This window comes from Pantoea sp. SO10 (assembly GCF_005281435.1).
Taxonomy (GTDB): domain Bacteria; phylum Pseudomonadota; class Gammaproteobacteria; order Enterobacterales; family Enterobacteriaceae; genus Pantoea; species Pantoea leporis.
Genome location: NZ_CP040095.1, coordinates 3,948,654 through 3,972,068 on the forward strand (window position 1 = coordinate 3,948,654; position 23,415 = coordinate 3,972,068).

The following is a 23,415-nucleotide window of genomic DNA, read 5'->3' on the forward strand; positions in this document are numbered from 1 at the left end:
ATACTTCATTTCCTGAAATACAAAATCCGTTTTCTTCACTACTCAATAATCCACGCACAGGATAAGATTTATTTCGTTGCTGTAGGGTGCGCATTAATACGCACCGCAAACTTCATGGCATTGCCAGCTTATTTATTTTTACGGGGAGAACGGTGTGAACAAAGGTCGGAATCGGGCATGAATATTATTGATATCATTATGTCCGCAGGCAAAGCCTCGGTAGACGTGGCGCTCTACACATTGATTCCGATTATGGTGGTGATGTTATTCATCATGAAATATCTGGAGGTCAAAGGCGTACTGGATTTTGTTGTACGTCATGCCACACCGTTATTAAAACCCTTCGGTATTACCGGGCTGGCATTTTTTGCCATGATTCAACTTAATTTCGTCAGCTTCGCGGCCCCGCTGGCGGCGCTGGCCATCATGGAAAAGCGCGGTACGTCCGATCGTCATATGGCGGCCACGCTGGCGATGCTGTTTGCGATGGGCCAGGCCAGCACCTTTTATCCCCTGATTCCGGCGGGATTACACTGGAGCACAGCGCTAATTATTTCGATCTGCGGCGGTGTATTAGCGGCGGCGGCAACCTATCACCTGTTTGGCCGCAAACTTTCCGATGCGGCGCTATTAAATGAAGATGAGGCCGTTACCAACAGTGAAAATAAAATGGGGCTGATTGGCATCATTAATAGCGCCGGATCCGATGCGATTCGTCTGGCGCTGGGTTCGCTGCCGATGCTGATTATTTCATTATCGGTGGTTGGCATGTTGAAAGAAGCGGGCGGGATTGAAATGCTGACGCGTCTGGTGTCGCCGCTGCTGGATAAGCTGAATATTTCCGAAGTCTATATTCTTCCGGCGCTGACCAAATGTCTGGCGGGCGGCACCGCCTATTACGGCGTGGTGGCGGGATTGGTGGAGAAAGGATTATACAGCACGCACAACATCAACGCCTCGGCGGGATTACTGATTCAGACCTTTGACCTGCCCGGCATCGGGATTTACCTTGGCCTGTCGAGCCGATTCCCGCGCCTGTTCCGCTTTGCCGTGCCTGGCATTCTGCTCGGTATTGCGCTGCGTGCGACGGTGCACGCCATTCTATTCTGATGATGGCTCAAAAGCGTTGATGATGGATAGCCGCCAAACCCGCTGCTTTGTGATTATATAGAACTAAAACACAGTAAAAATCTATATACATTGCAGATATAGAAAAGAATATCTATAATATCTAAATCCAGTGAGGAGTGTTTGTAACAAGTGAGGTAAGGGAATGCCAGAGCTACATTGGCGCAAAGCTGCTCTGAAGCAGATGCGAGCCATTGCAGACGCTTACGAAAGGAAGAAGCTGAATGAGCAAGTGAATGAGTTAAAAAAGTTTCCGCTTGTTCCGCCCAATCTGGATGTTAAGTCTTTGAAAAATGGTCAGGCTGACTATCGGCTTAGATGGGGAAATTATCGTGTTTTGTTCGACTATAACAAAGGCGAGGAACCGAAAATCATCGCTATTCAGCAGGTAATGAGACGTACCAGCGGAACATATAAATAATCAAGGTAGAGATTTGCTGCCTTAATTCACAGATTCTCAACTCGTTTTCAAAAAACTGATAACGCTGAATACTGGAACATACATCCTATGATCGAATTCATCACTGACAGTGCTGGCAACCGCAAAGCGGCAATTGTTCCCATCGAGCTGTTCGAAAAAATGGCTCAACATGCTGATTTCACTGAACTATGGCAATCAATCCCTTACGAATCCGGTATTAATGATGACGCCTTGATTCCAGGTGACGTCGTAGACATCGCCATTAATAAGGGTGTCACTCTTCACGCCGCTTGGCGCATCTATCGTAAACTGACCCAAAAGCAGGTTGCTGAAGCGCTTGGCATCACGCAAGCGTCTGTCTCCGCCATGGAAAAAAGCGAAAAACCGCGTGATTTTAATCTCGCCAAGCTCGCTGAGCTTTACGAGTGCATGCCAGAACAACTTACCGATGATTAAACAAAAAGCCGGTCTTCCCGGCTTTTTTGTGCCACGCGTTCTGCATGGCACTCGCGTGATTTTTACATTATACGATTACACATCCGCGCCGAATGCCACATCCCGTTGTCCGCGTAGCTCCGCCAACCGCCTTTCCAGCGCCGCTTCGATGTTCTGATACGCCGTGCTGCCAAGCGCTAAACGCAGCGGCATGCTGGCCTGATCCAGCGTGGCGATCATCGCCGTAACGCATTTCCCGGCATCGCCGGCAATGGTGAAATCGCCTGAAAGAATTGCCTTGCGCAGTTGGCCTGCAGCGTTTTCACGATAAACTTCTAGCGCATCTGCCACGTCCAGCCCGGCGCCAAAATGGGTTGCGGTGGGGCCCGGCTCGACCAGCAGGAAATCGATACCGAAACTGGCGACTTCCTGGCGCACCGCCTCGACAAATCCTTCAATCCCCCATTTCGTGGCGTGATACAGGCTGAAATTGGGATAAGCGACCTGGCCGCCTTCCGAAGAAACCTGTGCGATGCGCCCGCCGCCTTGCTGGCGCAGGAACGGGATCACCGCGCGAATCAGTTGGATTGATCCGGTAAGATTGGTGGCGATCTGCCGATCAATCTGCGCATCGCTCAACTCTTCAGCTGCGCCGAACAGGCCGTAAGCGGCATTGCTCACCACCACATCAATGCGATCGACGGCGGCAAAGGCGCGTTCAATGGTGGGCGCAATGCTGGCGGTGTGCGCCAGATCGAGCGTAATAACTTGCAGCCGTTCGCCATAGGTTTGCTGCAGATCGGCCATCACCTGTTCACGCCGCACAGTCGCTACTACGCGATCGCCACGCGCCAGTAAACGTTCACTCATCAATCGGCCCAGCCCGCTGCTGGCGCCGGTAATCAACCAGGTTTTCATCTTGTGCTCCTCATATTGAAAACCTGATGGTAGATCGCTTTACTGGTGGAGATAATCCACCTAATCGCGCATGACCCGGTGAGGAAAAACCACCAATGAGACGTCCTTCCTGGCACGAACTGCAGGCCATTAAAACGCTGGGCGAGCAGCGCAGCTTTCGCCGTGCCGCTGAAATGCTCGGTCTCAAGCGCTCGTCACTCAGCCATCTGGTGAAAACGCTGGAGTACAATCTGGGCGTACAGCTGTTTCAACGCACCACACGTAGCGTGTCGCTCACCGATGCCGGGCAGCAACTGCTGGATCGACTCTCGCCGCTGCTGAACCAGATGGATGATGTGCTGCACGACATCTCCGCCAGCCGCCATCAGCATTACGGCACGCTGCGCATCAGCGCCAGCGATGCCGCGATCGCTTTGCTGCTGGAGCACGTGGTGGCGGACTTTAGCGCGCGCTATCCCGATATCCAGCTCGATTTTGCCGCGCAAGGTGCGTTGGTGGATATCACCGCCGCCGGTTTTGATGCCGGCATTCGGCTGATTGAGGATGTGCCGCAGGATATGGTGGCCGTTCCGCTTGGCGGCCCGCTGACGTTTGTCACCGTCGCCGCGCCCGCTTATCTGGCGAGAAACGCGGCGGTTAATCATCCGCGCGATCTGCTACAGCAACAGTGCATTCGCCAGCGCTTACCGAGCGGAAAACGTTATCAGTGGGAATATGCGCAGGCGGAAGAAAAGCAGGAGATTGACGTGCCAGGCACGCTGACTTTGGACAGCAACGCGCTGATGGCGCAGGCCGCTCTCGCCGGTTTAGGCATTGCTTATGTGCCGTCGCTGTATGTCGAGAAAGAGATGCGCAGCGGCCAGTTGGTGGAGCTGCTGGCCGATTGGCGGGTGCAATCGGCGGGGATTGCGCTGTGGTTCCCACCCAACCGGCATCAATCCATGGCGCTACGGCTGTTTATCGATGCGCTGAAAATCAGCCTGCCGCGTCATGCGTGAGGCGAGCAGCACGGCTTTTGTCTTAAAACCTTTGGCAATGGCGTTGATCACCTCATGCCTGGCGGCGTAACCTGTCGCCACAAAACCTAAAAAATACACCATCGCAAAATGATCGTACGTCCTCACCAACACTGGTTTCTCCGGCTGTTTGACTGGCATGGATCGGTGCTCAGCAACATCGTGTTTCGCCTGTCACTTAACCTGCTGATGTCGCTGATCGCCATCTTTGGCTATCCGTGGTACTCCACTTTCGGCATTCACCTCACCACCGCGCCTTTTAGCCTGGTCGGGGTGTCGATCGCCATCTTCCTCGGCTTTCGCAATAACGCCAGCTATGCGCGCTTTCTTGAAGCCCGCACCTTGTGGGGCAGCCTGCATATCACCCAGCGCTCGCTGCTGCGGCAGATCAAAAGCATGCGTGGCGTGAGCGAAGAACAGGTGCGGGAATTTACCGGCTTGCTGCTGGCGTTCTGCTGGTGCCTGAAACATCGCCTGCGTAAAACCGATGTGCAGGCCGATTTACAGCGTTTGCTGCCGGCTAACTGGCACAGCGCGGTGTTGCATCATCCGATGCCGACGTCGCAGATTTTAGTGTGTTTGAGTGAATGGCTGGCGCTACGCCGCGATGAAGGGTTGGTGTCGGATATTGTCTGGCAAAGCATTGATGAGAATCTGAATCAGCTATCAGCGATTCTGGGCGGTTGCGATCGCATTGCCAGCACACCGATTCCGTTCGCCTACAGCCTGATTCTGCATCGCACCGTTTATCTATTCTGCACGCTGCTGCCGTTTGCGCTGGTGGCGGATTTGCACCTGATGACGCCGCTGGTGTCGATGTTTATCTCCTACACCTTTTTATCGCTGGAAGCGCTGGCGGAGGAGCTGGAACATCCGTTTGGCACCGCACCGAATCATCTGCCGCTCGATGCGCTGTGCGTCACTATCGAACGCAATTTGAAAGCGATGAATGGCGATATGCCGCTACCGGAACCACTGCAGCCGGATGCGCATTTCAATTTGACGTAATCAACTCTGATTATCCAACCAACGCACATACGCCTGATCCCACAATGCGGCAGGCGTGCCCGCTTTGCCGAGACCAAAACCGTGACCGCCGCTGCTGAGCTCAATCAGCTCAACCGGCACGCGCATGCGGCGGCAGGTATCGCGCATCAGTTCAGTATTATGAGGATTGGAGGTGCGATCGTCCTCGGCCTGCGCGAGGAACGTCGGGGGATATTGACGTGTGACGTAATTTTGCACTGACCAGTTGGCTTCCTGGCTTGGCGTGGCGTTTTTCCCCACCATCATCAGATGCGTGTTGGTGTGCTGATATGGCGCTTCAAGGGTGATCACCGGATAAATCAGGCCAACGCTATCCACCTTCGGCCTGATCTGGTCAAGCGGATCCTGCGCCGGATAGGATTCGAAATCCGGACGCGCCGCCGCCATGCCAAGTAGATGGCCACCGGCAGAAAAGCCCAGCACATGCACTTTGCGCTCCATCGAACGCACCAGACGAATGGCGCGCTGCGCATCCTGCAGCGGTGCCAGATTGCCCGCCTGCCACTTCTCACCCGGCAAACGGTAGCTGAGCACATACACGGTATAACCGTTGGCATTAAGCCAGCGCGCTACCGGCCAGGCTTCGCGGCCCATGCCGATAAAACGATAGCCGCCGCCCGCCGCCACAATCACCGCTTCGCCGTTGGGATTTTCCGGGCGGAAACGCTGAATCGCGGGTGAAACGATATTGGTCCAGGAACCGTGCGAATTCACTTTAAGCAAGCCGGAAGGACCGCCGCCGCCCGGCGGATCGTCGGGCCACAACGGAATGACGTCATCGCGGGCAAACAGCTTGCCCGCGGTCATCGAGAGAACGGTTGCTCCAGTAGCCAACAAAAAGTGACGACGTGTAATCATCTTGCCCAGTGCCAGTATGCAAAAAATGCCAGCTTCAACAGCTGAATCTCATTATGTGACGCGTGTCTGATTTCGACGTTGGCGATTATGTACGTAAATCGTACAAAAAAGCCATAAAAAAACGCGCCTAAAAAGGCGCGTATTCTTGCGATAAATAGAACTAATCCTGCTGTTGGAATTGGGTCATTACCGTTTGCTCACATTGCGACTGGTCGTGGCGCAGTTTACCGCGCTCATCCTCGCCCAACTCCAGCCACGCGCTAATCACTTCCTGCGCGATTTCTTCATTGAATTCAGGCTGCTGCATGGCCGAAGAAGACTGGCTGGCCGCGAGTTGCGACTTCAACTTCTCGGTGTAGCCATCCAAATCGCTGGTCTTCTTTTCACTGCTCACCAGATGACACAGCTGGCTGGCATAAACATTCTCTTCCTGATTATTGTCACCGTCGGCAGCCAACGCACCGGCCGACAGCGACAGCCCAACGAGGGCGAGTAATAACGCTTTCATAATAGGCTCCAATAATTTCCAATAAATCATTTTTCGTTCTGTTCGGCGCGGGCGGCCTGACGGGCAGCACGCCAGTTTAACAATGGCGTGACCGTGATGCCGTGCAACACAATGCTGCACACCACTAACGTCAGCGCCATGTCCACCATCTGCTCCGCCTGCGGTCCACGCATGCCGTGCACCCATGCATAGGCAATATAGTTGATACTGCCGATGCCGCGAATACCCAACCAGCCAATTAGCAAGCGTCGCATCAGCGGAATATCACAGCGCCATGTGGTGATCCACACCGCCAGCGGGCGCACTACCACAAACAGCAGTAGCGCCAGGCCAATGCCGGTGAGATTCCAGTGCTGCGCCAGCGTAATACCGAGCACCACCATCATGCCCGCCGCCAGCAAACGCTCGATAGTATCACCAAAGGAGAGCGCATCGCCGATCACCAAACCCACCGATTTCACCATGCCGCTGCTGCCCTGCGCCATCCGCTGACCGGTATTCACGCGCGCTTCAGCCGGTAAGAAACGCTCCTCTTCAGACATCTCATCTTGCGGATAGTGCTTCACCACGCGCAATTCCGCACGACGTAAACCGACGCCAGCCGCAAATGTGGCGAGGAAGCCCGACGCATCCACCGACTGCGCGGCGGCATAGCTGAGCGCAATCAGCGCCAGTGCGAACAGATCGTTGGGTGCCAGATCCTGATTGGCGGTACGTAAATGCGTCGCCAGCTGGCCGATCAGCCAGCCCAGCGCAAAGCCGATTCCCAGCCCGCCGCCAATCGCCCACAGCGCGTCTTTGGCGAACCATTCACCGAGCGCAGCGGTGCTGAGTTCGCCCGGCTGCAACAGCAAAATCGCCAGCATCAGCAGCGGTAGCGCCGAGCCGTCGTTCATGCCCGCTTCGCTGGAGAGCGCCACGCGCAGGGCATCGTCATCCCGCGCATCGTTCACTGAAATCAGGCTGGCGAGCACCGGATCGGTCGGCGCGACAATGGCACCAAACGCCAGCGACATCGCCCAGTCAAAGCCGGTGATCCAGTGCACCAGCACCGTCATGCTGCCGACGGTGAGCAGCATCGCGGGAAACGCCAGCCTGACGCCAAGCCGCCACGCATGCGCGTTGAGCGGCAAGCGCAGTTTCAGCCCGGTGATAAACAGCGAGGCTGCCATCGCGATTTCGGTGAGATGTGCGGCGAGGTTGGCGTGACCGATGATGTCGACTTGCAGCAGATTGAGCATCCACGGGCCACACAGGATGCCGGCGAACAGGTAGAGACCAAATGAGGTCACTGGCCCGCGGTGTATCCAACCGGAAGCCAGTGACATAAGAAGTAAAAGACCGCCGGTGGCGGCGGTCCAGGCCAGGAAATTCATAACGCTCCGTTTTTAAATAACATTCTCCTTTAAGCCTGGCACATGTTAGGCGATCAGTTTTTCAGATGACGGCTTGCGAGGCGAATCATCAAGGCAAGCGCAGCGGCCAATGTTGAGAGTGCGACCACGCCGGTCCAACCCCAATGTGCCAGCGCCAGGCTACCCAGCGCCGCGCCGGTCGCCATGCCGATGAAAACAACGGTAAACATCAAGGCGTTAAGGCGGCTGCGTGCTTCTGGTGCCAGGCTGTAAACCAGCGTCTGATGCGCCACCAGCGTGGCCTGCACCCCCAAATCAAAACCGATGGTGCTGATGATAATCAGACCAAGCTGAGCCGGCATCGGCAGCAGCGGCAGCAGGAACATCAGCGCGAACGACACCATTACCAGCGTGGCACCGTACTGCGTAACACGCGCCGGACCGATGCGATCCGCCACGCTGCCCGCTAACGGCGCGGCTAGAGCGCCTGCCGCACCCGCAAGGCCGAATGCGCCAGCGACCGCGCTATCCAGATGGAAGTTTTGACTCAGCATCAACGCCAGCGTTGACCAGAAGGCGCTAAAGCCCACCGACAACAAACCTTGTGCCAGCGCGGCGCGGCGCAGCGTTTGATGGTGCTGCCACAGATGCGCCAGCGACAGCAGCAAACGCGGATAGCTCACCGACGTGCCCGGCGTAAAGCGCGGCAGCACGCGCCACAGCGCCACGCTAATCAGCAACACCGCCGCCGCCGCAATCATGTACATGGTGCGCCAGCCGAAATACTCCGCCACCACGCCGCTTACCACGCGTGATAGCAAAATCCCCACCAGCAATCCCGTCATTACCGTGCCGACGATTTTGCCGCGGCTGCGCTCCGGCGCTAACGCCGCGGAAGCGGGCACGATATCCTGCGCCACGGTAGCGGTTAAACCGGTGACGAAGCTGGCAATCAGCAAGGCGTTCAATCCGCCCGAGAAGCCACACAGCAGCAGCGCGGCAACCAGCAGCAGACCTTTAATCAGGATAATGGTACGGCGATCGTGGCGGTCGCCGAGCGGGGCCAGCAGCAAAATTCCCAGCGCGTAACCGGCTTGCGTCAGCATTGGCACCATGCCGACGCTGCCGATGCCGACGTTGAATTGTTTGCTGATGATATCCAGCATCGGCTGGCTGTAGTAAATAGATGCAACGCTGAGTCCGGCACCGGCCGCGAGCGTGAAGACCAGCGGCGCGGGCAGTTTTTCAGCTGGCATGGCTGACGTTGATATAGCTGACATAGTGGATTCCCCCGTGAAAGTGCGCTTATTAAAGCGCGTTGCCGCCATACGCGGTAGACTGCTCAAACACAGAACTGTTATGCGCGGTGCGTATGAACAACCCATCCAGCCTTGATCGTATCGAACTGATGCAGACCTTTATCCGCATCGTCGAGAGCGGATCGCTTTCCGCCGCCGCCGCCCAGCTTGGCACCACGCAGCCCACCATCAGCCGACGGCTGCAGGCGCTTGAGCAGCGGCTCGGTCTCAAACTGATTATGCGCACCACGCATGCGCTGAAACTCACCGACGATGGCGAACGCTGTTATGCGCAGGCGCGTCAGCTGGTCGCGACCTGGCACGCGCTAGAGGATGATCTCACCGGCGCCAGCGACGACCCGATTGGCACGCTGCGCGTGCGGGCGCCGCATGCGTTTGGTCAGGATCAGCTAATTGAACCGCTGATTGATTATCTGCATCGCTATCCACGCTTAAACGTGGAGTGGACGCTGAATGACCGCACGCCAGACTTCATCAGCGAAAACATCGACTGCGCCATTCAGGTCGGTGCGCCCAGCGATGCGTCCATCGTGGCGGTGCTGCTGGCGGAAGTGCCGCGCTTTGTGGTGGCGGCACCGTCGCTGCTGGCCGCGCACCCGCCGATTGAGGACGTCTCGCAGCTCACCAACCTGCCCTGGCTGGCGCTGACCAGTTTTTATCGCAACGAAATCGCCCTGCAGCGTATTAACGATGGTCAGCCGGTGAACCTGGCGATTGCCCCGCGCCTCGCCAGCGACAGTTTATACGCGGTGCGCAAAGCCGCCGTTGCCGGGATGGGCGCGGCGGTGGTGTCATCGTGGGTGGTGCAGGAGGATTTAGCGAAAGGGGATTTGATTCAGCTGTTGCCGGAGTGGCAAGCGCCGCCGCTGCCGGTGTGGCTGACTTATCCGTGGGCCAGCTACTATCCGGCGCGGTTACAGAAGTTTTTCGCCATGATTCGGGACGTGATGCCGAAGTTAGCCGGGACGCAGCCAGCGACGCGGTAGCGGTTGTCCCTAACCTAACCCTCTCCCAACGGGAGAGGGAACCGATGGTAGCGCGGTCAGCCCCCTCGCCCGCTTGCGGGAGAGGGCTGGGGTGAGGGACAGCGCGCACAAACTACATCTTTACCGCTTTCTTATCCCCCTTCGACATATTGTCCAGCCAGCCCATCACAAAGGCCGACAGCACAAACGTCAGGTGGATAATCACGTACCACATCAGCTTTTCGTTTTCGATGTTGCGCGCGTCCATAAAGATACGCAGCAGGTGAATCGACGAAATCGCCACAATCGAGGCCGCGACTTTGTTTTTCAACGAGCCGGAGTCCATTTTACCGAGCCAGCTCAGCTTCTCTCTGTGCTCATCAATATCCAGCTTGGAGACAAAGTTCTCGTAACCCGAGAGCATCACCATCACCAGCAAACCGCCGACCAGCGTCATATCCACCAGCGACAGCAGCAGCAGAATCAAATCGTTCTCCGCAATGCTGAAGACGTGCGGCAACAGGTGAAAAATTTCCTGGAAGAATTTGATGGTCAGCGCCAGCAGGCCCAACGAAAGTCCCATGTAAACCGGAGCCAGCAGCCAGCGCGATGAATACATCAGGTTTTCGATAAAACGTTCCATAAGTTCCCATTAATCAACAGACAAGTGGGCGAGTATAACCGAACTTATGTGAAGTTATTTCAGCCCTTCTTCAGAAATTTCAGGCGCGGCGGGCAGCGGCAATGACAAACGGAACACCGCGCCGCCTTCCGGCCGATTCTCCGCCCAGATGCGCCCGCGATGGGATTCGATAATGGTTTTACCGATCGCCAAACCCAAGCCGACGCCCGGCACCGCCGACTCTTTATCACCGCGCGCAAACTTGTCAAAAATACGCGTGAGGTTCTCCGGCGCGATGCCGGGACCGCTGTCCCACACCGCAATCTCCAGCCGATCGCGATCGCGCCACGCCCGAATACCGTGCTGCGCCGCGTTGCCTGCGTATTTCAGGCTGTTTTCGATCAGATTGGTAAACACGCGCTCCAGCATGGCGCTGTCGCCTTTGATCAGCACCATCTCGGGTAAATCGAGGATAAATTCATGGCCCTTCAGCGACGGGCCCATGCTGCTCAGCGCGCCGCCAATCACCTCATCCAGCGCCACCCACTCTTCGCGCAGATTGAGTCCGCCGGATTGTATGCGCGCCATATCCAGCATGTTACTCACCAGCCGGATAGTACTCAGCGTCTGTTCACGAATCTGATTGGCCTGGCCGACATACTTCGACTCTTCGCTGGCGAGATCGAGCATCAGCATCTCCGCCTGACCAAACAGCACCGTCAGCGGCGTGCGCAGGTCGTGCGACAGCGCTGACAGCAGCGCATTGCGCAGCTGCTCGCGCTCGGCGGCCAGCCGCGACGCCGCCTCACTGTGCGACAGCGCCATGCGTTCCAGCGCGTTAGCAATCAACACGGTGAAGGTTTCCAGTAAACGCTGCTGTTCGGGGATCATCAGCTGACGCAGGTTTTCCGGTTCCACCACCAGCAAGCCGAGACAGTGATTACCACTTTTCAGCGGCAAAATCTGGTACGGCACCGCGGGCAAGGTATCGGTGCCCGCGCCCGCCGGTTGGCCTTTGCTGTAACTCCATTTGGCGATGGCCAGATCCGGCGGCGTACCGATCGCCGTATCGCCCACGGTTTCCAGCTCGCCCTGCTCATTCGGCAACAGCAGTAAACTGCGCGCCTGCAGGGTGACATCGATGATGCGCTGGCTGGTGGTGGCAATATCCTGCGGCGTCAAATCGCTGCCGAGCGCTTTCGCCATCTCATACAGATGTCGCGCGCGCTGTTCGCGGTAGCGCGCCACTTTGGCCTGATAGCGCACGCCCGCTGTCAGATTCCCAACAATCACGCCCACCGCCAGCATCACCGCAAAGGTCACCAGATACTGCAAATCCGACACCGCCACGGTGCCGGTGGGCGCGACAAAGAACAGGTCGAAAGCGATGATGTTGATCACCGTGGCGAACACCGACGGCCAGCGGCCATAGCGCAGCGCCACCAGCACCACCGCCAGCAGATAAATCATTACGCTGTTGGCGGGATCAAACGCCACCAGCAGCCAGCGGCCAACGCCGGTGACCAAAATACACAGCAGCAGCGCCATCACACAGCCGCGCAGATAGAGCCGCCATTTTTCGTTGCTGGCGCGCTGGCCGCTGAGCGGATGCGGCGCATCGCGCACCGGTTCATCCAGCGCCACCACCAGCAAATCGAGATCCGGGCCGAGTTCGCCGAGGCGCTGGGCAAAGCTGTCGCGCCGCCAGCGCCGTTGTGGCTGACGGCCGGTCACGATTTTACCGAGATTGTGCTCGCGCGCGTAACGCAGCACCGCGCGCGCTTCATCGGGATCGGAGAGCGTGGCGGTTTCAGCGCCAAGTTCCTGCGCCAGTTGCAGTGTGCGTAAAATGGCGCGACGGCGCGCTTCCGGTAGCCGATTGAGGCGCGGCGTTTCCACATACACCGCGTGCCATTCGCTGCCGAGCCGTGCCGCTAAACGCGCGGCGGTGCGCACCAGCTTTTCGCTGCCGGTATCGTCGCCGATGCACAGCAGAATGGCGTCACGCGTGTGCCACACTTTGTCGCGGCCTTGCCGATCGCGCCAGGCACGCATCTGGTCATCCACGCGATCGGCGGTACGACGCAACGCAAGCTCACGCAGCGCGAACAGATTGCCTTTACGGAAGAAGTTTTCGATGGCGCGTTCGGCGCGGTCGCCGACGTAGACTTTGCCCTCTTTCAGCCGCTGACGCAGATCGTCCGGCGGCAGATCCACCAGCACCACTTCGTCGGCGCTATCAAAGAAGGGATCGGGCACGGTTTCACGCACCTGAATGCCGGTGACACCGCCGACCACATCATTCAGGCTTTCCAGATGCTGGACGTTAACGGTGGTGATGACGTCAATGCCCGCTTCGAGCAGCTCTTCAATGTCCTGCCAGCGCTTGGGATGACGCGAACCCTGCACGTTGGTGTGCGCCAGTTCATCCATCAGGATCACCGCCGGATGGCGCGCCAGCGCGGCATCGAGATCGAATTCGGCGTGGCGCGAACGGCCGATGGTTCGCCGTGGCAACAGCGCCAGCCCGTTGAGCAGCGCGGCGGTCTCTGCACGATCGTGGGTTTCTACCACGCCGGCTAACACGTCGAGACCTTGCGCCCGCAGGCGCTGCGCCTCCTGCAGCATGGCGAACGTTTTGCCCACGCCCGCACAGGCGCCAAAATAGATTTTCAGCTTACCGCGATGGCTGTCGCTGTGGTTCAGCAGCAGCGCATCGGGATCGGGGCGGGCAACATCGTCGTTCATCGATCGTCCATCGTAAAAACAGCGTGATAAATCGCGCCGCTACGATTGCGTACATATACCGTAGCGGCGCAATGCATTGCGCGAGGGGTTTATCCTTGTAAATCATCCAGCGCCAGATTCAGGCGCAGCACGTTTACCGTCTCTTCGCCAACAAACGGCAGCAGCGGGCGCTCGGTGTGGCGCACAATCAGCGCCTCGACATCTTTCAGCGCCATCTTGCGCGCGGCGGCGATGCGCGGTGCCTGCCACAACGCAGCTTCTGGCGAAATATCCGGATCTAATCCGCTCGCCGATGCGGTGACCAACTCCACCGGCACCGCTTTGGGCGCTTGCGGATTCGCCGCACGCAGCGCGGCGACGCGTTCCGCTACCGCTTTATCCAGCGCCGGATTGCTGCCTGCCAGATTGCTGCCGCTGGAGGCCAATGCATTATAAGGCGCATCGCCGGTAGCGGAAGGTCGGCCCCAAAAGTGGCCCGGCTGATTAAACATTTGTCCAATCTGCTCGGAACCGCGTACCGCGCCATCCTGCTCAATCAGCGAACCGTTGGCCTGCGATGGGAACCACCACTGCGCCAGACCGGTGGTCAGCAGCGGATAGACCGCGCCGGTGAGCAGCGTAAGCACCAGTAACAATACAATAGCCGGACGTAACTGACTCATTTCTCTTCTCCTTAAGCCAGACCAAGCAGCGTTAGCAGCAGGTCGATGGCTTTAATACCTATAAACGGCACCACTAATCCGCCCGCACCGTAAATCCACAGGTTGCGACGCAGCAGCGCCGCCGCGCTCAGCGGACGATAACTCACGCCTTTCAGCGCCAGCGGGATCAGGAACACAATCACCAGCGCGTTAAAAATTACCGCCGACAGAATCGCCGAGTTCGGCGAATGCAGCCCCATCACGTTGAGCATGTTGAGCTGCGGATAGGTGGCGGCAAACGCGGCCGGAATAATGGCGAAATACTTCGCCACGTCGTTGGCGATACTGAAGGTGGTAAGCGAACCGCGCGTCATCAGCATCTGTTTACCGATGTGCACCACTTCCAGCAGCTTGGTCGGATTCGAGTCGAGATCGACCATGTTGCCGGCCTCTTTCGCCGCCTGGGTTCCCGAGTTCATCGCCACCGCCACGTCGGCCTGCGCCAGCGCCGGTGCGTCATTGGTGCCGTCGCCGGTCATCGCCACTAAGCGCCCTTCGGCCTGATACTGACGAATCAGCGCCAGCTTGGCTTCCGGCGTCGCTTCAGACAGGAAGTCATCGACACCCGCTTCCGCCGCAATCGCCGCCGCGGTTAATGGGTTATCGCCAGTGATCATCACCGTTTTGATGCCCATCTTGCGCAGCTCGGCAAAGCGCTCTTTGATACCGCCTTTGACGATATCTTTCAGCGCCACCACGCCAAGCACCTGCGCGCCTTCGGCCACCACCAGCGGCGTGCCGCCAGCGCGCGCCACTTCTTCCACGGCGGCATTCACTTCTAACGGGAAGCGGCCATGATTGGCTTCAATGTGGCGACGAACCGCATCGACCGCGCCTTTGCGGATCAGACGATCCTGCACGTTTACGCCGCTCATGCGCGTTTGCGCCGAGAAGGGAATGAAGCTCGCCCCCATGCTGCTCAAGTCACGCTCACGCAGGTTAAATTTCTGCTTCGCCAACACCACGATGCTGCGCCCTTCCGGCGTTTCATCGGCCAGCGATGCCAGCTGCGCCGCATCGGCCAGCTGCTGTTCGCTGACGCCCGGCGCGGGCAGAAACTGCGTCGCCTGACGGTTGCCAAGCGTGATGGTGCCGGTTTTATCCAGCATCAGCACATCTACGTCGCCCGCCGCTTCCACCGCACGGCCGCTGGTGGCGATAACGTTCGCGCCCAGCATGCGGCTCATGCCCGCCACACCGATGGCCGACAGCAGGCCGCCGATGGTGGTCGGGATCAAACACACCAGCAGCGCCACCAGCACCGTGATGCTGACCGGCGTGCCGCCATACGCTGAAAACGGCCACAGCGTGGCGGTCGCCAGCAGGAACACAATCGTCAGCGACACCAGCAGAATGGTCAGCGCCACTTCGTTCGGCGTTTTACGGCGTTTCGCGCCTTCCACCATCGCAATCATGCGGTCAAGGAAGGTTTCGCCCGGATTGACGCTGCACTGAATCACCAGCCAGTCGGAAAGAATGCGCGTACCGCCGGTCACCGAGGAGAAATCCCCGCCCGATTCACGGATCACCGGCGCGGATTCACCGGTGATGGCGCTCTCATCCACCGATGCGCCGCCCTCCAGCACCTCGCCGTCGCACGGAATGATGTCACCGGCTTCCACCAGCACCACATCGCCTTTGCGCAGCGTATCGGCCGCCACGTTGTGCCAGGCTGCGCCGTAGCGCGCTTCGGCCAGTTTTTTCGCATCGCTGGTTTTACTGATGCCTTTCAGGCTGTTGGCCTGCGCCTTGCTGCGCCCTTCCGCCAGCGCTTCGGCGAAGTTGGCGAACAGCACGGTGAACCACAGCCAGATGGCGACGCCGGCGGTAAAGCCCGCGTTACCGCTGAGCGCGCCGCTGGCCATGCCCACCGCCAATACCGAGGTCAGCACGCTGCCGATCCACACCAAAAACATCACCGGGTTGCGGAACTGCACGCGTGGATCGAGTTTTTTCAGCGCATCCAGCATGGCAACGCGGGTTAGCGCCGCATCAAACAGCGCCAGTTGTTGACGACTCATGATTCCGTTATCCCTGAATTAATTGCAGATGTTCCGCGACCGGGCCCAATGCCAGCGCGGGGATGAACGTCAATGCGCCCACCAGCAAGACGGTGCCAATCAGCAGCGCGATAAACAGCGGGCCGTGCGTTGGCAGCGTGCCGTTGCCGACTGGCTGAATTTTCTTCGCCGCCAGCGAACCGGCAATCGCTAGCACCGGAATGATGATGCCGAAACGGCCCACCAACATGCAGAAGCCCAGCAGCAGGTTCCAGAACGGCGTGTTAGCGCTCAGTCCGGCAAAGGCGCTGCCGTTGTTATTGGATGCCGAGGAAACCGCGTACAGCACTTCGCTGAAGCCATGAATACCAGGATTGGCCATACCGGCGCGACCGGCGTCGGTCATCATCGCCAGCGCGGTGCCGAGCAGCACCAGCGTTGGCGTCACCAGGATCGCCAGCGCGGTCATCTTCATCTCCCATACGTCGATTTTTTTGCCCATGTACTCTGGCGTGCGACCGATCATCAACCCGGCGATAAACACGCCAAGCAGCACGAACAGCAGCATGCCGTACAGGCCAGCACCGACGCCGCCGAACACCACTTCACCCAGCTGCATCAACCACATCGGCACCATGCCGCCGAGCGCGGTGAAGGAGTCATGCATGGCGTTAACCGCACCGCACGACGCCGCCGTGGTGATCACCGCAAACAAGCTGGAGTTGAGAATGCCGAAGCGCGTCTCCTTGCCTTCCATGTTGATGGCGCTGTCTGCGCCGAGCGCGAGGAAGTGCGGATTACCACGCAGTTCGGCCCACATCACGGCGATCACCGCCAGCACAAACATGATGGTCATCGCCCACAGCAGCATGTGGCCCTGACGACGATCGCCCAGATGCTGACCAAAGGTGAAACAGAGCGCCGCCGGGATCAGGAAGATGCTCAGCATCTGCACGAAGTTGGTCAGCGCCGTCGGGTTTTCGAACGGATGCGCCGAGTTAACGTTGAAGAAACCGCCGCCGTTGGTGCCGAGCATTTTGATCGCTTCCTGCGACGCCACCGGCCCGAGCGGCAGCGTCTGCTGCGCGCCTTCCAGCGTGGTGAGCGCATGGTAAGGCTCGAAGGTTTGAATACTGCCCTGGCTGACGAAGAACAACGCGATAACCAGGCTGATCGGCAGCAGCACGTAAAGGGTAATGCGCGTCAGGTCACGCCATGCGTTGCCGAGCGTATCCAGCGAACGGTTGGCAAAACCACGAATCAGCGCAAACGCCACGGCGATACCGGTCGCCGCCGACAGAAAGTTCTGCACCGTGAGGCCCGCCATCTGACTGAAATAGCTCAGCGTGCTTTCCCCAGCGTAGGATTGCCAGTTGGTGTTGGTAACGAAGCTGATGGCGGTATTGAGCGCCAGATCCCAGCTGAGATTAGGCAGATGCTGCGGGTTCAGCGGCAGCGCAGCCTGCGTCATCAACATCAGCAGCAGCAAGGCAAAACCCAGCGCGTTAAACAGCAGAATCGCCAGCAGATAGTGCGGCCAGCGCATGGCATCGCCGTCGGCACCGGCCAGTCGCCACAGCGCGCCTTCGGTGCGCGGCAGCAGCGGCTTGTCAGCCACAAACAGGGCGAGATAACGTCCCAGCGGTTGTGCCAGCACCATCAGTACCAGCAGAAACACCGCAATTAGCATGAATGCATTCGCCGCCATCAGAATGCCTCCGCATTAAGCAGGGCATAAATCAGGTAGCCCAGAAGAACAAACACCAGCACGATGCCGGCTATCACGCCCACGCTCACAGCAACCTCCAGAGGATTTTGGTAATGCTGCAAGCATGCGCGGCGCGGCATAAAGAAGAGGTAAAAAGGCGGGAAGCGGGCGTAAATAAAGTATAAAAATGGTGAAGAATTAAGCGCTTTCTAACGCCCAGATGCGGTTCAGATCGATGTTCTGCCATAAGCCGCTGTCTTCCGCGCCGGTGATGCTGTCGGTGCAGAAGCTGTCGCCGAGATCGAGCGCTTCCGGTTTCACTTCGCGCTGCGCGTGCAGCGACCAGAACACATGTACTTTGGGCTTGAGCAGCGATTTTTCGCCAGCCTGTACCACCAGCGCCACGCGCCCGGAAGCCAGTCGCACCAGCGATCCCACCGGATAAATGCCGATGGTGCGTACGAAGGCGTGTAGCAGCGTATTATCGAAGTGGCCACGCCAGCTCAACATGTTGTGCATCGCTTCGGCAGGCGTCCAGCCTTGGCGATAAGGACGATTCGAGGTGACGGCATCATAGACGTCGCACACCGATGCCATGCGCGCATACAGTGAGATTTCGTCGCCTTTCAGTCCGTGCGGATAACCGTTGCCGTCATACTTTTCATGGTGATGCAGCGCGATATCCAGCAGATCTTCACCGGCATTGGCGTCCATTAACATCTGCGCGCCCACGATCGGATGCTGACGCATCACGGTGAACTCTTCATCGCTGAGCTTGCCGGGTTTGTTGAGAATCTCCAGCGGCACTGCGGCTTTACCCACATCATGCAGCAAACCGCCCATACCAACGCGCCGCAGCTGATGCTCATCGAGGCCCATTTTTTTGCCGAGCGAGATCATCAAACCGCACACCGCCATTGAGTGCAGATAGGTGTAATCGTCGTGATTCTTCAGGCGAGCCACGCTCAGCAGTGCCGTGGGTTCGCGGGTGATGGAACCGGCAATTTGATCAACCAGATCAAGGGTGTAATCGAGGTCGAGGCCTTGCCCCATGCGCGCCTCGTTAAACATCGCCAGCACCTGCGGTTTCCCCTGATTGAAGATGCTTTGCGCCTGATCCATCTCCTGGAAAAACGGGGTTTGAGGAATCTCTTTTTTCGGCGCAGGCGTGACGGGTGCCTGTAGCGATTTGTCGAGATCGATCCATAACTGCAGGATCCCCTCATTGCGGATCATCGCGATCTGGCGTTTATCAGTGATCAGCATTTGGTTGCGAATGCGCTTATCTTTGACCCACCAAACCTCCAGTTTGTGGATAAACATTCCCTGCCGCAGTTCGTCAACATTAATCAGCTTTATCACGATATCGCTCCTTAATATCAGTGGGTGGTAAGGAGGTATCGGCAGCTGAGCAAAAAATCTTCAGAGTGGATTTGTGCGATCGGTGAGGTTTGCGAGAGAGGTGCGTATAAATGCGAATTTTACGACGTTGGATCGCCATTTATGGCGACCATGATTTTAGGCTACAACCGCTGAACGCTGCGCCAGAAAGGCACTTAACGGCGTTACCCTGCTCAACTCTTCCTGTGTTCTGGCATCGTTTTCCACTTCCCATAGATCCAAATGGCGCTGCAGATTCAGCCAAAAATCGACTGAAGTATCGAAAACAGCTGCCAGCCTATAGGCCATTTCGGTGGTCAGTTTACGGTTGTTATTCACCAATGCACTGACTGTATTGCGGTGCACGTTCAACATCTCTGCCAGGTCATTCACTTTGAGGTTAAGCGGCTCGAGGAACTCGTACTGCAAAACATCGCCAACGCTGGTCGGTTTACGCATCGCCTGTTTCATTATTGCTTCTCTTTAACGGTTAGCAGTTGGCCACAAGTGGCTGGTAGCGGTGTTTACGATAAGTGTGTGGATCGAGATAGAAATCTCTTGCCGTGCCATTAACCCATTGAAAAATTAGTCGATACTGCTCATTTATCCGTATTGAATAATATCCCAATAGCGGAGGTCTTAAGGCCTCAAAGCGATTACCCGGTGGTGAACGCAAATCATGATGCGATGTTGCGGCATGGATGATGTCGAGCTTGCGCGCCAATACGGACTCAATCATGGCCGGGATATGCTTATGCGGTGTTGCATAAACAAAAAATAATCGCAGCCAATCGTCCCTGAAACTGTGAATTGAACCCTTCATCTACTACCACACCTGATGTAAACATGGTGGACAACTTATTGCACTAACGCACTGTGCTCAAGTGCATTTTTTAACATCATAACGAATTTCAGATCGGGATTCCAAAAATTTATGAGCCGATGATTAAACCGCTTTAATACCGCGCGCTTTCTCCGAATTTTCATAAGAGGCAGCAGGGTTCTGCTCCGCACCAACGCGTTCAATCGGTCCCATCACCAGCAAGAACAGCAGTGCGGCGACCACGCAGTGCGCGCCGACAAACACCAGCCCGATGCTGTAGCTGCCGGTCAAGCCGACGATGATGCCAAACAGCAGCGGCGTGATAAAACCCGCCATATTGCCGATGCCGTTAAAAATCGCGCCCGCAAGGCCAACCGCTTCTTTCGGTGCGGTATCGCTGACAATCGTCCAGGTTCCGGCGCCCGCCGCCACGCCTTTACCAAAGAAGGCGAACGACATCATGGCGATAATGCCGACGTTGCTGGGGATCACCGCCGCCAGAACCAGCGATGCCGCCATCAGCATGCCGACAATATACGGCGTTTTACGCGCCCAGGATAAACTCCAGCCGCTTGCCAGCAGTTTGTCGGAGATATAGCCACCGCTGATGCCGCCGAGAAAACCAAATACCGCCGGTGCGATGGTGGCAAAGCCGGCATCAAGAATATTCATGCCGCGCGCCTGCACCAGATAGATCGGGAACCAGGTGATGAAGAAGTAGCTCAACGCGATGATGCAATATTGGCCGATATAGGCGCACCACAGCATGCGGTTGCTGAGCAGCTTCCTGAACATTGCTTTGCTCAACGGCGGACGCGCTTTTAGCGTTTGTGCCGAATCGATATCAACCAGCGCACCGCCCTGCTCAATGTAGCGCAATTCATTTTCCGAGACCTGCGGATGATGGCGCGGGCTGCGCATAAAGCCCATCCAGACAAACACCGCCAGCACGCCAATGCCGCCCAGCACAAAGAACGGCCATTCCCAGCCGAAACGCGACACCAGCCAGCCGGAAAGCGGTGAGAAGATAGCGACGGCAAAATATTGCGCCGAGGCGAAGAGTGAAGAGGCGCGGCCGCGTTCAGCGCTAGGGAACCACATGATCACCGCGCGCGCATTGGCGGGAAAACTCGGTGCTTCAATCAGGCCCAGCGCGAAACGCAGCGCAAACATCAGCGTCAGCGCCATGGTCATGCCGCTGGAGAACTCGCCGACAAAGCCCATCAGCAACGTGGAGATCGACCACAGCGCCAGCGTCACGCCATACACTTTTTTGGTGCCGAAGCGATCGAGAAACAGGCCGCCGGGGATCTGGCCGATCACATAGGCCCAGCTAAATGCCGAGAGGATCAGGCCAAGCTGGATCGCCGAAAGTCCAAACTCATCTTTGATCGCCGATCCTGAGATCGACAGGATCGAGCGGTCGGCATACGCCACCACGGAAAGAAACAGGATCAGGCAAAGGATCCCAACGCGTACGTGGCTGTTCTGTGGACGATGATTGGCTTTTAGCATGGGCTGAATTCCTCAAATGAACGTGCCGGAATACCGCTTTATTTCCCTGTTCAGCAACTATAGGAAGCGGTTTCAGGCGTGGTCATTGGGCGAATGGCGGAATCGACAGTGCTAATTAGCGCCAGAATTGGCAGCCAGCACAAAGCAAGGTGCGGTGCTGCACAGAACCTCAAAAATCAGCAGGCTGTTGCACCGCAATGTGCGCTAACTCTAAGAAAATAATTCGCAGTGCAACTATGAGCGCGCGAAGGAAAAACGCACCCTAGAGCAAAGTGTGCGCTTAGCTGCAAAATCCAACCTTGCCGATTGTCAGCCGGGTGGCGGGCTCGTAGGCTGAAAATGATTTCATTGAGCCATTTTTAATATCGATGAAACATTCATTCTAATAACAAGCTTACTCTGGAGTCTGCGATGAAAATCCTCAAGGCGATTGTGTTGCTCGGCCTGCTCTCGACGTCACTATCGGCGCTGGCGGAAAAAATTGGCGTGTCGATGGCCTACTTCGACCAAAACTTCCTCACCATCATTCGCCAGTCGATTGATAAAGAAGCCAAAGCGCGTGGGCTTGATATTCAGTTTGAAGATGCACGCGGTGACGTGGGACGTCAGACCGATCAGGTGCAGAGTTTTATCGGTGCGGGCATGGATGCGATCATCGTCGATCCGGTCGATTCCGCCAGCACGCCGCAGCTCACCAGGCTGGCGCAGCAGGCAAAAATTCCGCTGGTGTACGTCAACCGCACCCCAGGCGATAAATCGCTGCCGGCCGGCGTGGTGTTTGTCGGCTCCGACGAGCGTGAATCCGGCACCTTGCAGATGGAAGCGCTGGCGAAAATGGCTAACTACAAAGGCAATGTGGCGATCATGATCGGTAACCTGACCGACGCCGGTGCGCTGCAACGCACCAAAGACGTTGAGCAAGTGGTGGCGAAATATCCCGGCATGAAAGTGGTACAGAAACAGCCCGCTAACTACGCGCGCAATGAAGGCATGGATTTGATGAATAGCTGGCTGGGCAACGATGAAGCGATTGATATCGTTGCGGCTAATAATGATGAGATGGCGATTGGCGCGGCCATGGCGCTGGCCAAAAGCAATAAAAAGGTGCTGATTGGCGGTATCGATGCTACGCCAGACGGCCTGAAAGCGCTGTCGCAGGACAAAATTCAGGTCACGGTTTTCCAGGATGCGGTCGGCCAGGGCAAAACGTCGGTGGATGTGGCGCAGAAGCTGATCAAAGGCGAGAAAGTGGATTCACACGTGTGGATCCCGTTCGAGCTGGTGACCAAAGAGAATATGCAGAAGTACGTTGAGAAGAGTCAGTAAAAGGTCAAACGCGAGCGATGAATCGCACCGCTACGAATGCGTGCACAATTCCGTAGCGGCGCAATTTATTGCGCAAAACCCATCAGTTTTTTAGTTTAGCCATCTGCACGATATCGTGATATTCGCCGTCGCGCAGGCAGGCTTTGCGCTTCACGCCCTCGCGCTCGAAGCCCAGCTTTTGATACAGGCGCAGCGCGCGTTCGTTATCGTGAAACACTTCCAGCTCAATGCGCATGATGCCGAGCCAGTTGTAGGCGTAATCGATGGCGTGGCGAATCAGCTTTTCACCAATGCCGCGCCCGCCAAACGCCGGATCGACGCTGATACCAAAACTGATGCTGTGACGCGTGCGCGGACGCTGTTCGACAAACAGCGTGAGCTCACCGACCATCGCACCCTCAATCTCCGCAACAAAGCCGATGTATCCCAGCTCATCCATCTTTTCGAATTTTTTCTGCCAGGTCGCTATGCTCGGACACGGCAACTGCGTGGTCCAGCGATAAACGTCAGGATGGCTGTATAGGCGTTGGTAGGCGGCGGCATCGCCCGGCTCACGACCGCGAATGTGTAAATCCATGTCGGTAATCCCTTTTCACTTGCACTAAGCTGTTAACTCTCACCA

General features: G+C 57.2%; 23 protein-coding genes. 7 read left to right on the plus strand and 16 right to left on the minus strand.

Translation table 11 applies throughout. From position 1 onward, the window contains the following. Window positions 1-177 precede the first annotated feature (177 nt). From FCN45_RS18300 to FCN45_RS18310, 3 genes are all read left to right on the plus strand, one after another. Window positions 178-1,110, plus strand: a complete 933-nt coding sequence (locus FCN45_RS18300; protein WP_137386699.1) for a nucleoside recognition domain-containing protein — start codon at window positions 178-180, stop codon at window positions 1,108-1,110. Between the two features lie 163 nt (window positions 1,111-1,273). Continuing rightward, entirely contained in the window at window positions 1,274-1,549 is a 276-nt protein-coding gene (locus FCN45_RS18305) for a type II toxin-antitoxin system RelE/ParE family toxin (protein ID WP_137386700.1), read from the plus strand. Between the two features lie 87 nt (window positions 1,550-1,636). Further along, on the plus strand, window positions 1,637-2,005 hold the full coding sequence (locus FCN45_RS18310; protein ID WP_137386701.1) for a helix-turn-helix domain-containing protein: 369 nt from the start codon (window positions 1,637-1,639) through the stop codon (window positions 2,003-2,005). A 75-nt stretch (window positions 2,006-2,080) separates the two neighbouring features. Here FCN45_RS18310 and FCN45_RS18315 read toward each other — a convergent pair whose 3' ends face one another. After that, window positions 2,081-2,902 (minus strand): SDR family oxidoreductase, encoded by an 822-nt coding sequence (locus FCN45_RS18315; RefSeq protein WP_137386702.1) that lies wholly within the window; start codon window positions 2,900-2,902, stop codon window positions 2,081-2,083. 95 nt (window positions 2,903-2,997) lie between these two features. Between FCN45_RS18315 and FCN45_RS18320 the strand changes: the two genes are divergently transcribed. Continuing rightward, complete coding sequence (locus FCN45_RS18320; RefSeq protein WP_137386703.1) at window positions 2,998-3,900, plus strand: LysR family transcriptional regulator; 903 nt, start codon at window positions 2,998-3,000, stop codon at window positions 3,898-3,900. Window positions 3,901-4,008: 108 nt separating this feature from the next. Further along, complete coding sequence (locus FCN45_RS18325; RefSeq protein ID WP_110867671.1) at window positions 4,009-4,926, plus strand: bestrophin family protein; 918 nt, start codon at window positions 4,009-4,011, stop codon at window positions 4,924-4,926. Here the strand turns inward: FCN45_RS18325 and FCN45_RS18330 are convergent, their stop codons facing one another. From FCN45_RS18330 to FCN45_RS18345, 4 genes are all read right to left on the minus strand, one after another. Next, the gene (locus FCN45_RS18330; RefSeq protein ID WP_110867672.1) at window positions 4,927-5,823 is read right to left on the minus strand and encodes an alpha/beta hydrolase; all 897 of its coding nucleotides are present in this window, start codon (window positions 5,821-5,823) and stop codon (window positions 4,927-4,929) included. A gap of 160 nt (window positions 5,824-5,983) precedes the next feature. Beyond that, window positions 5,984-6,331, minus strand: a complete 348-nt coding sequence (locus FCN45_RS18335) for a hypothetical protein (RefSeq protein ID WP_137386704.1) — start codon at window positions 6,329-6,331, stop codon at window positions 5,984-5,986. 26 nt (window positions 6,332-6,357) lie between these two features. Then, window positions 6,358-7,707 (minus strand): sodium:proton antiporter, encoded by a 1,350-nt coding sequence (locus FCN45_RS18340; protein ID WP_101762737.1) that lies wholly within the window; start codon window positions 7,705-7,707, stop codon window positions 6,358-6,360. A 53-nt stretch (window positions 7,708-7,760) separates the two neighbouring features. Beyond that, complete coding sequence (locus FCN45_RS18345) at window positions 7,761-8,966, minus strand: MFS transporter (RefSeq protein ID WP_110867673.1); 1,206 nt, start codon at window positions 8,964-8,966, stop codon at window positions 7,761-7,763. A 92-nt stretch (window positions 8,967-9,058) separates the two neighbouring features. On the opposite strand from FCN45_RS18345, the gene FCN45_RS18350 reads away from it, so the two are divergent. Further along, a complete protein-coding gene (locus FCN45_RS18350) occupies window positions 9,059-9,991 on the plus strand; it encodes a LysR family transcriptional regulator (RefSeq protein WP_137386705.1) in 933 nt (310 codons plus the stop codon). A gap of 112 nt (window positions 9,992-10,103) precedes the next feature. Here FCN45_RS18350 and FCN45_RS18355 read toward each other — a convergent pair whose 3' ends face one another. The 10 genes from FCN45_RS18355 to FCN45_RS18400 all read right to left on the minus strand — a co-directional run bounded on the left by FCN45_RS18355 (window position 10,104) and on the right by FCN45_RS18400 (window position 21,467). Continuing rightward, the gene (locus tag FCN45_RS18355) at window positions 10,104-10,613 is read right to left on the minus strand and encodes a TIGR00645 family protein (RefSeq protein ID WP_110867675.1); all 510 of its coding nucleotides are present in this window, start codon (window positions 10,611-10,613) and stop codon (window positions 10,104-10,106) included. 54 nt (window positions 10,614-10,667) lie between these two features. Next, window positions 10,668-13,340: a two-component system sensor histidine kinase KdpD gene (gene kdpD / locus FCN45_RS18360; RefSeq protein ID WP_137386706.1), complete on the minus strand. Its 2,673-nt coding sequence runs from the start codon at window positions 13,338-13,340 to the stop codon at window positions 10,668-10,670. Between the two features lie 89 nt (window positions 13,341-13,429). Continuing rightward, window positions 13,430-14,002 (minus strand): potassium-transporting ATPase subunit KdpC, encoded by a 573-nt coding sequence (gene kdpC / locus FCN45_RS18365; protein WP_137386707.1) that lies wholly within the window; start codon window positions 14,000-14,002, stop codon window positions 13,430-13,432. A gap of 11 nt (window positions 14,003-14,013) precedes the next feature. Next, window positions 14,014-16,062 carry a potassium-transporting ATPase subunit KdpB gene (gene kdpB / locus FCN45_RS18370; protein ID WP_137386708.1) on the minus strand — a complete coding sequence of 683 codons (2,049 nt, stop codon included), beginning with the start codon at window positions 16,060-16,062 and terminating at the stop codon, window positions 14,014-14,016. Window positions 16,063-16,069: 7 nt separating this feature from the next. Next, the gene (gene kdpA, locus FCN45_RS18375; RefSeq protein WP_137386709.1) at window positions 16,070-17,749 is read right to left on the minus strand and encodes a potassium-transporting ATPase subunit KdpA; all 1,680 of its coding nucleotides are present in this window, start codon (window positions 17,747-17,749) and stop codon (window positions 16,070-16,072) included. Continuing rightward, entirely contained in the window at window positions 17,749-17,838 is a 90-nt protein-coding gene (gene kdpF, locus FCN45_RS18380; protein WP_081113208.1) for a K(+)-transporting ATPase subunit F, read from the minus strand. Before kdpF ends, kdpA begins: the two co-directional genes overlap by 1 nt. A gap of 109 nt (window positions 17,839-17,947) precedes the next feature. Continuing rightward, window positions 17,948-19,111 (minus strand): HD-GYP domain-containing protein, encoded by a 1,164-nt coding sequence (locus FCN45_RS18385; RefSeq protein ID WP_137386710.1) that lies wholly within the window; start codon window positions 19,109-19,111, stop codon window positions 17,948-17,950. A gap of 156 nt (window positions 19,112-19,267) precedes the next feature. After that, a complete protein-coding gene (locus FCN45_RS18390; protein WP_101762746.1) occupies window positions 19,268-19,600 on the minus strand; it encodes a HigA family addiction module antitoxin in 333 nt (110 codons plus the stop codon). 19 nt (window positions 19,601-19,619) lie between these two features. Next, window positions 19,620-19,952: a type II toxin-antitoxin system RelE/ParE family toxin gene (locus FCN45_RS18395; protein ID WP_137386711.1), complete on the minus strand. Its 333-nt coding sequence runs from the start codon at window positions 19,950-19,952 to the stop codon at window positions 19,620-19,622. A 123-nt stretch (window positions 19,953-20,075) separates the two neighbouring features. Continuing rightward, on the minus strand, window positions 20,076-21,467 hold the full coding sequence (locus tag FCN45_RS18400; protein ID WP_137386712.1) for an MFS transporter: 1,392 nt from the start codon (window positions 21,465-21,467) through the stop codon (window positions 20,076-20,078). A 411-nt stretch (window positions 21,468-21,878) separates the two neighbouring features. Here FCN45_RS18400 and FCN45_RS18405 point away from each other — a divergent pair, with 411 nt between their 5' ends. Continuing rightward, the gene (locus tag FCN45_RS18405) at window positions 21,879-22,793 is read left to right on the plus strand and encodes a sugar ABC transporter substrate-binding protein (RefSeq protein ID WP_137386713.1); all 915 of its coding nucleotides are present in this window, start codon (window positions 21,879-21,881) and stop codon (window positions 22,791-22,793) included. Window positions 22,794-22,875: 82 nt separating this feature from the next. On the opposite strand, the gene FCN45_RS18410 is transcribed toward FCN45_RS18405, so the two are convergent. Next, window positions 22,876-23,370, minus strand: a complete 495-nt coding sequence (locus tag FCN45_RS18410; RefSeq protein ID WP_137386714.1) for a GNAT family N-acetyltransferase — start codon at window positions 23,368-23,370, stop codon at window positions 22,876-22,878. Window positions 23,371-23,415: the final 45 nt, after the last annotated feature.

Excerpts from the sequence above, each read along its gene's own strand:
- FCN45_RS18300 (WP_137386699.1), top strand. The coding sequence starts at position 178 with ATGAATATTATTGATATCATTATGTCCGCAGGCAAAGCCTCGGTAGAC.
- FCN45_RS18305 (WP_137386700.1), top strand. The coding sequence starts at position 1,274 with ATGCCAGAGCTACATTGGCGCAAAGCTGCTCTGAAGCAGATGCGAGCC.
- FCN45_RS18310 (WP_137386701.1), top strand. The coding sequence starts at position 1,637 with ATGATCGAATTCATCACTGACAGTGCTGGCAACCGCAAAGCGGCAATT.
- FCN45_RS18315 (WP_137386702.1), bottom strand. The coding sequence starts at position 2,902 with ATGAAAACCTGGTTGATTACCGGCGCCAGCAGCGGGCTGGGCCGATTG.
- FCN45_RS18320 (WP_137386703.1), top strand. The coding sequence starts at position 2,998 with ATGAGACGTCCTTCCTGGCACGAACTGCAGGCCATTAAAACGCTGGGC.
- FCN45_RS18325 (WP_110867671.1), top strand. The coding sequence starts at position 4,009 with ATGATCGTACGTCCTCACCAACACTGGTTTCTCCGGCTGTTTGACTGG.
- FCN45_RS18330 (WP_110867672.1), bottom strand. The coding sequence starts at position 5,823 with ATGATTACACGTCGTCACTTTTTGTTGGCTACTGGAGCAACCGTTCTC.
- FCN45_RS18335 (WP_137386704.1), bottom strand. The coding sequence starts at position 6,331 with ATGAAAGCGTTATTACTCGCCCTCGTTGGGCTGTCGCTGTCGGCCGGT.
- FCN45_RS18340 (WP_101762737.1), bottom strand. The coding sequence starts at position 7,707 with ATGAATTTCCTGGCCTGGACCGCCGCCACCGGCGGTCTTTTACTTCTT.
- FCN45_RS18345 (WP_110867673.1), bottom strand. The coding sequence starts at position 8,966 with ATGTCAGCTATATCAACGTCAGCCATGCCAGCTGAAAAACTGCCCGCG.
- FCN45_RS18350 (WP_137386705.1), top strand. The coding sequence starts at position 9,059 with ATGAACAACCCATCCAGCCTTGATCGTATCGAACTGATGCAGACCTTT.
- FCN45_RS18355 (WP_110867675.1), bottom strand. The coding sequence starts at position 10,613 with ATGGAACGTTTTATCGAAAACCTGATGTATTCATCGCGCTGGCTGCTG.
- kdpD (WP_137386706.1), bottom strand. The coding sequence starts at position 13,340 with ATGAACGACGATGTTGCCCGCCCCGATCCCGATGCGCTGCTGCTGAAC.
- kdpC (WP_137386707.1), bottom strand. The coding sequence starts at position 14,002 with ATGAGTCAGTTACGTCCGGCTATTGTATTGTTACTGGTGCTTACGCTG.
- kdpB (WP_137386708.1), bottom strand. The coding sequence starts at position 16,062 with ATGAGTCGTCAACAACTGGCGCTGTTTGATGCGGCGCTAACCCGCGTT.
- kdpA (WP_137386709.1), bottom strand. The coding sequence starts at position 17,749 with ATGGCGGCGAATGCATTCATGCTAATTGCGGTGTTTCTGCTGGTACTG.
- FCN45_RS18390 (WP_101762746.1), bottom strand. The coding sequence starts at position 19,600 with ATGAAACAGGCGATGCGTAAACCGACCAGCGTTGGCGATGTTTTGCAG.
- FCN45_RS18395 (WP_137386711.1), bottom strand. The coding sequence starts at position 19,952 with ATGAAGGGTTCAATTCACAGTTTCAGGGACGATTGGCTGCGATTATTT.
- FCN45_RS18400 (WP_137386712.1), bottom strand. The coding sequence starts at position 21,467 with ATGCTAAAAGCCAATCATCGTCCACAGAACAGCCACGTACGCGTTGGG.
- FCN45_RS18405 (WP_137386713.1), top strand. The coding sequence starts at position 21,879 with ATGAAAATCCTCAAGGCGATTGTGTTGCTCGGCCTGCTCTCGACGTCA.
- FCN45_RS18410 (WP_137386714.1), bottom strand. The coding sequence starts at position 23,370 with ATGGATTTACACATTCGCGGTCGTGAGCCGGGCGATGCCGCCGCCTAC.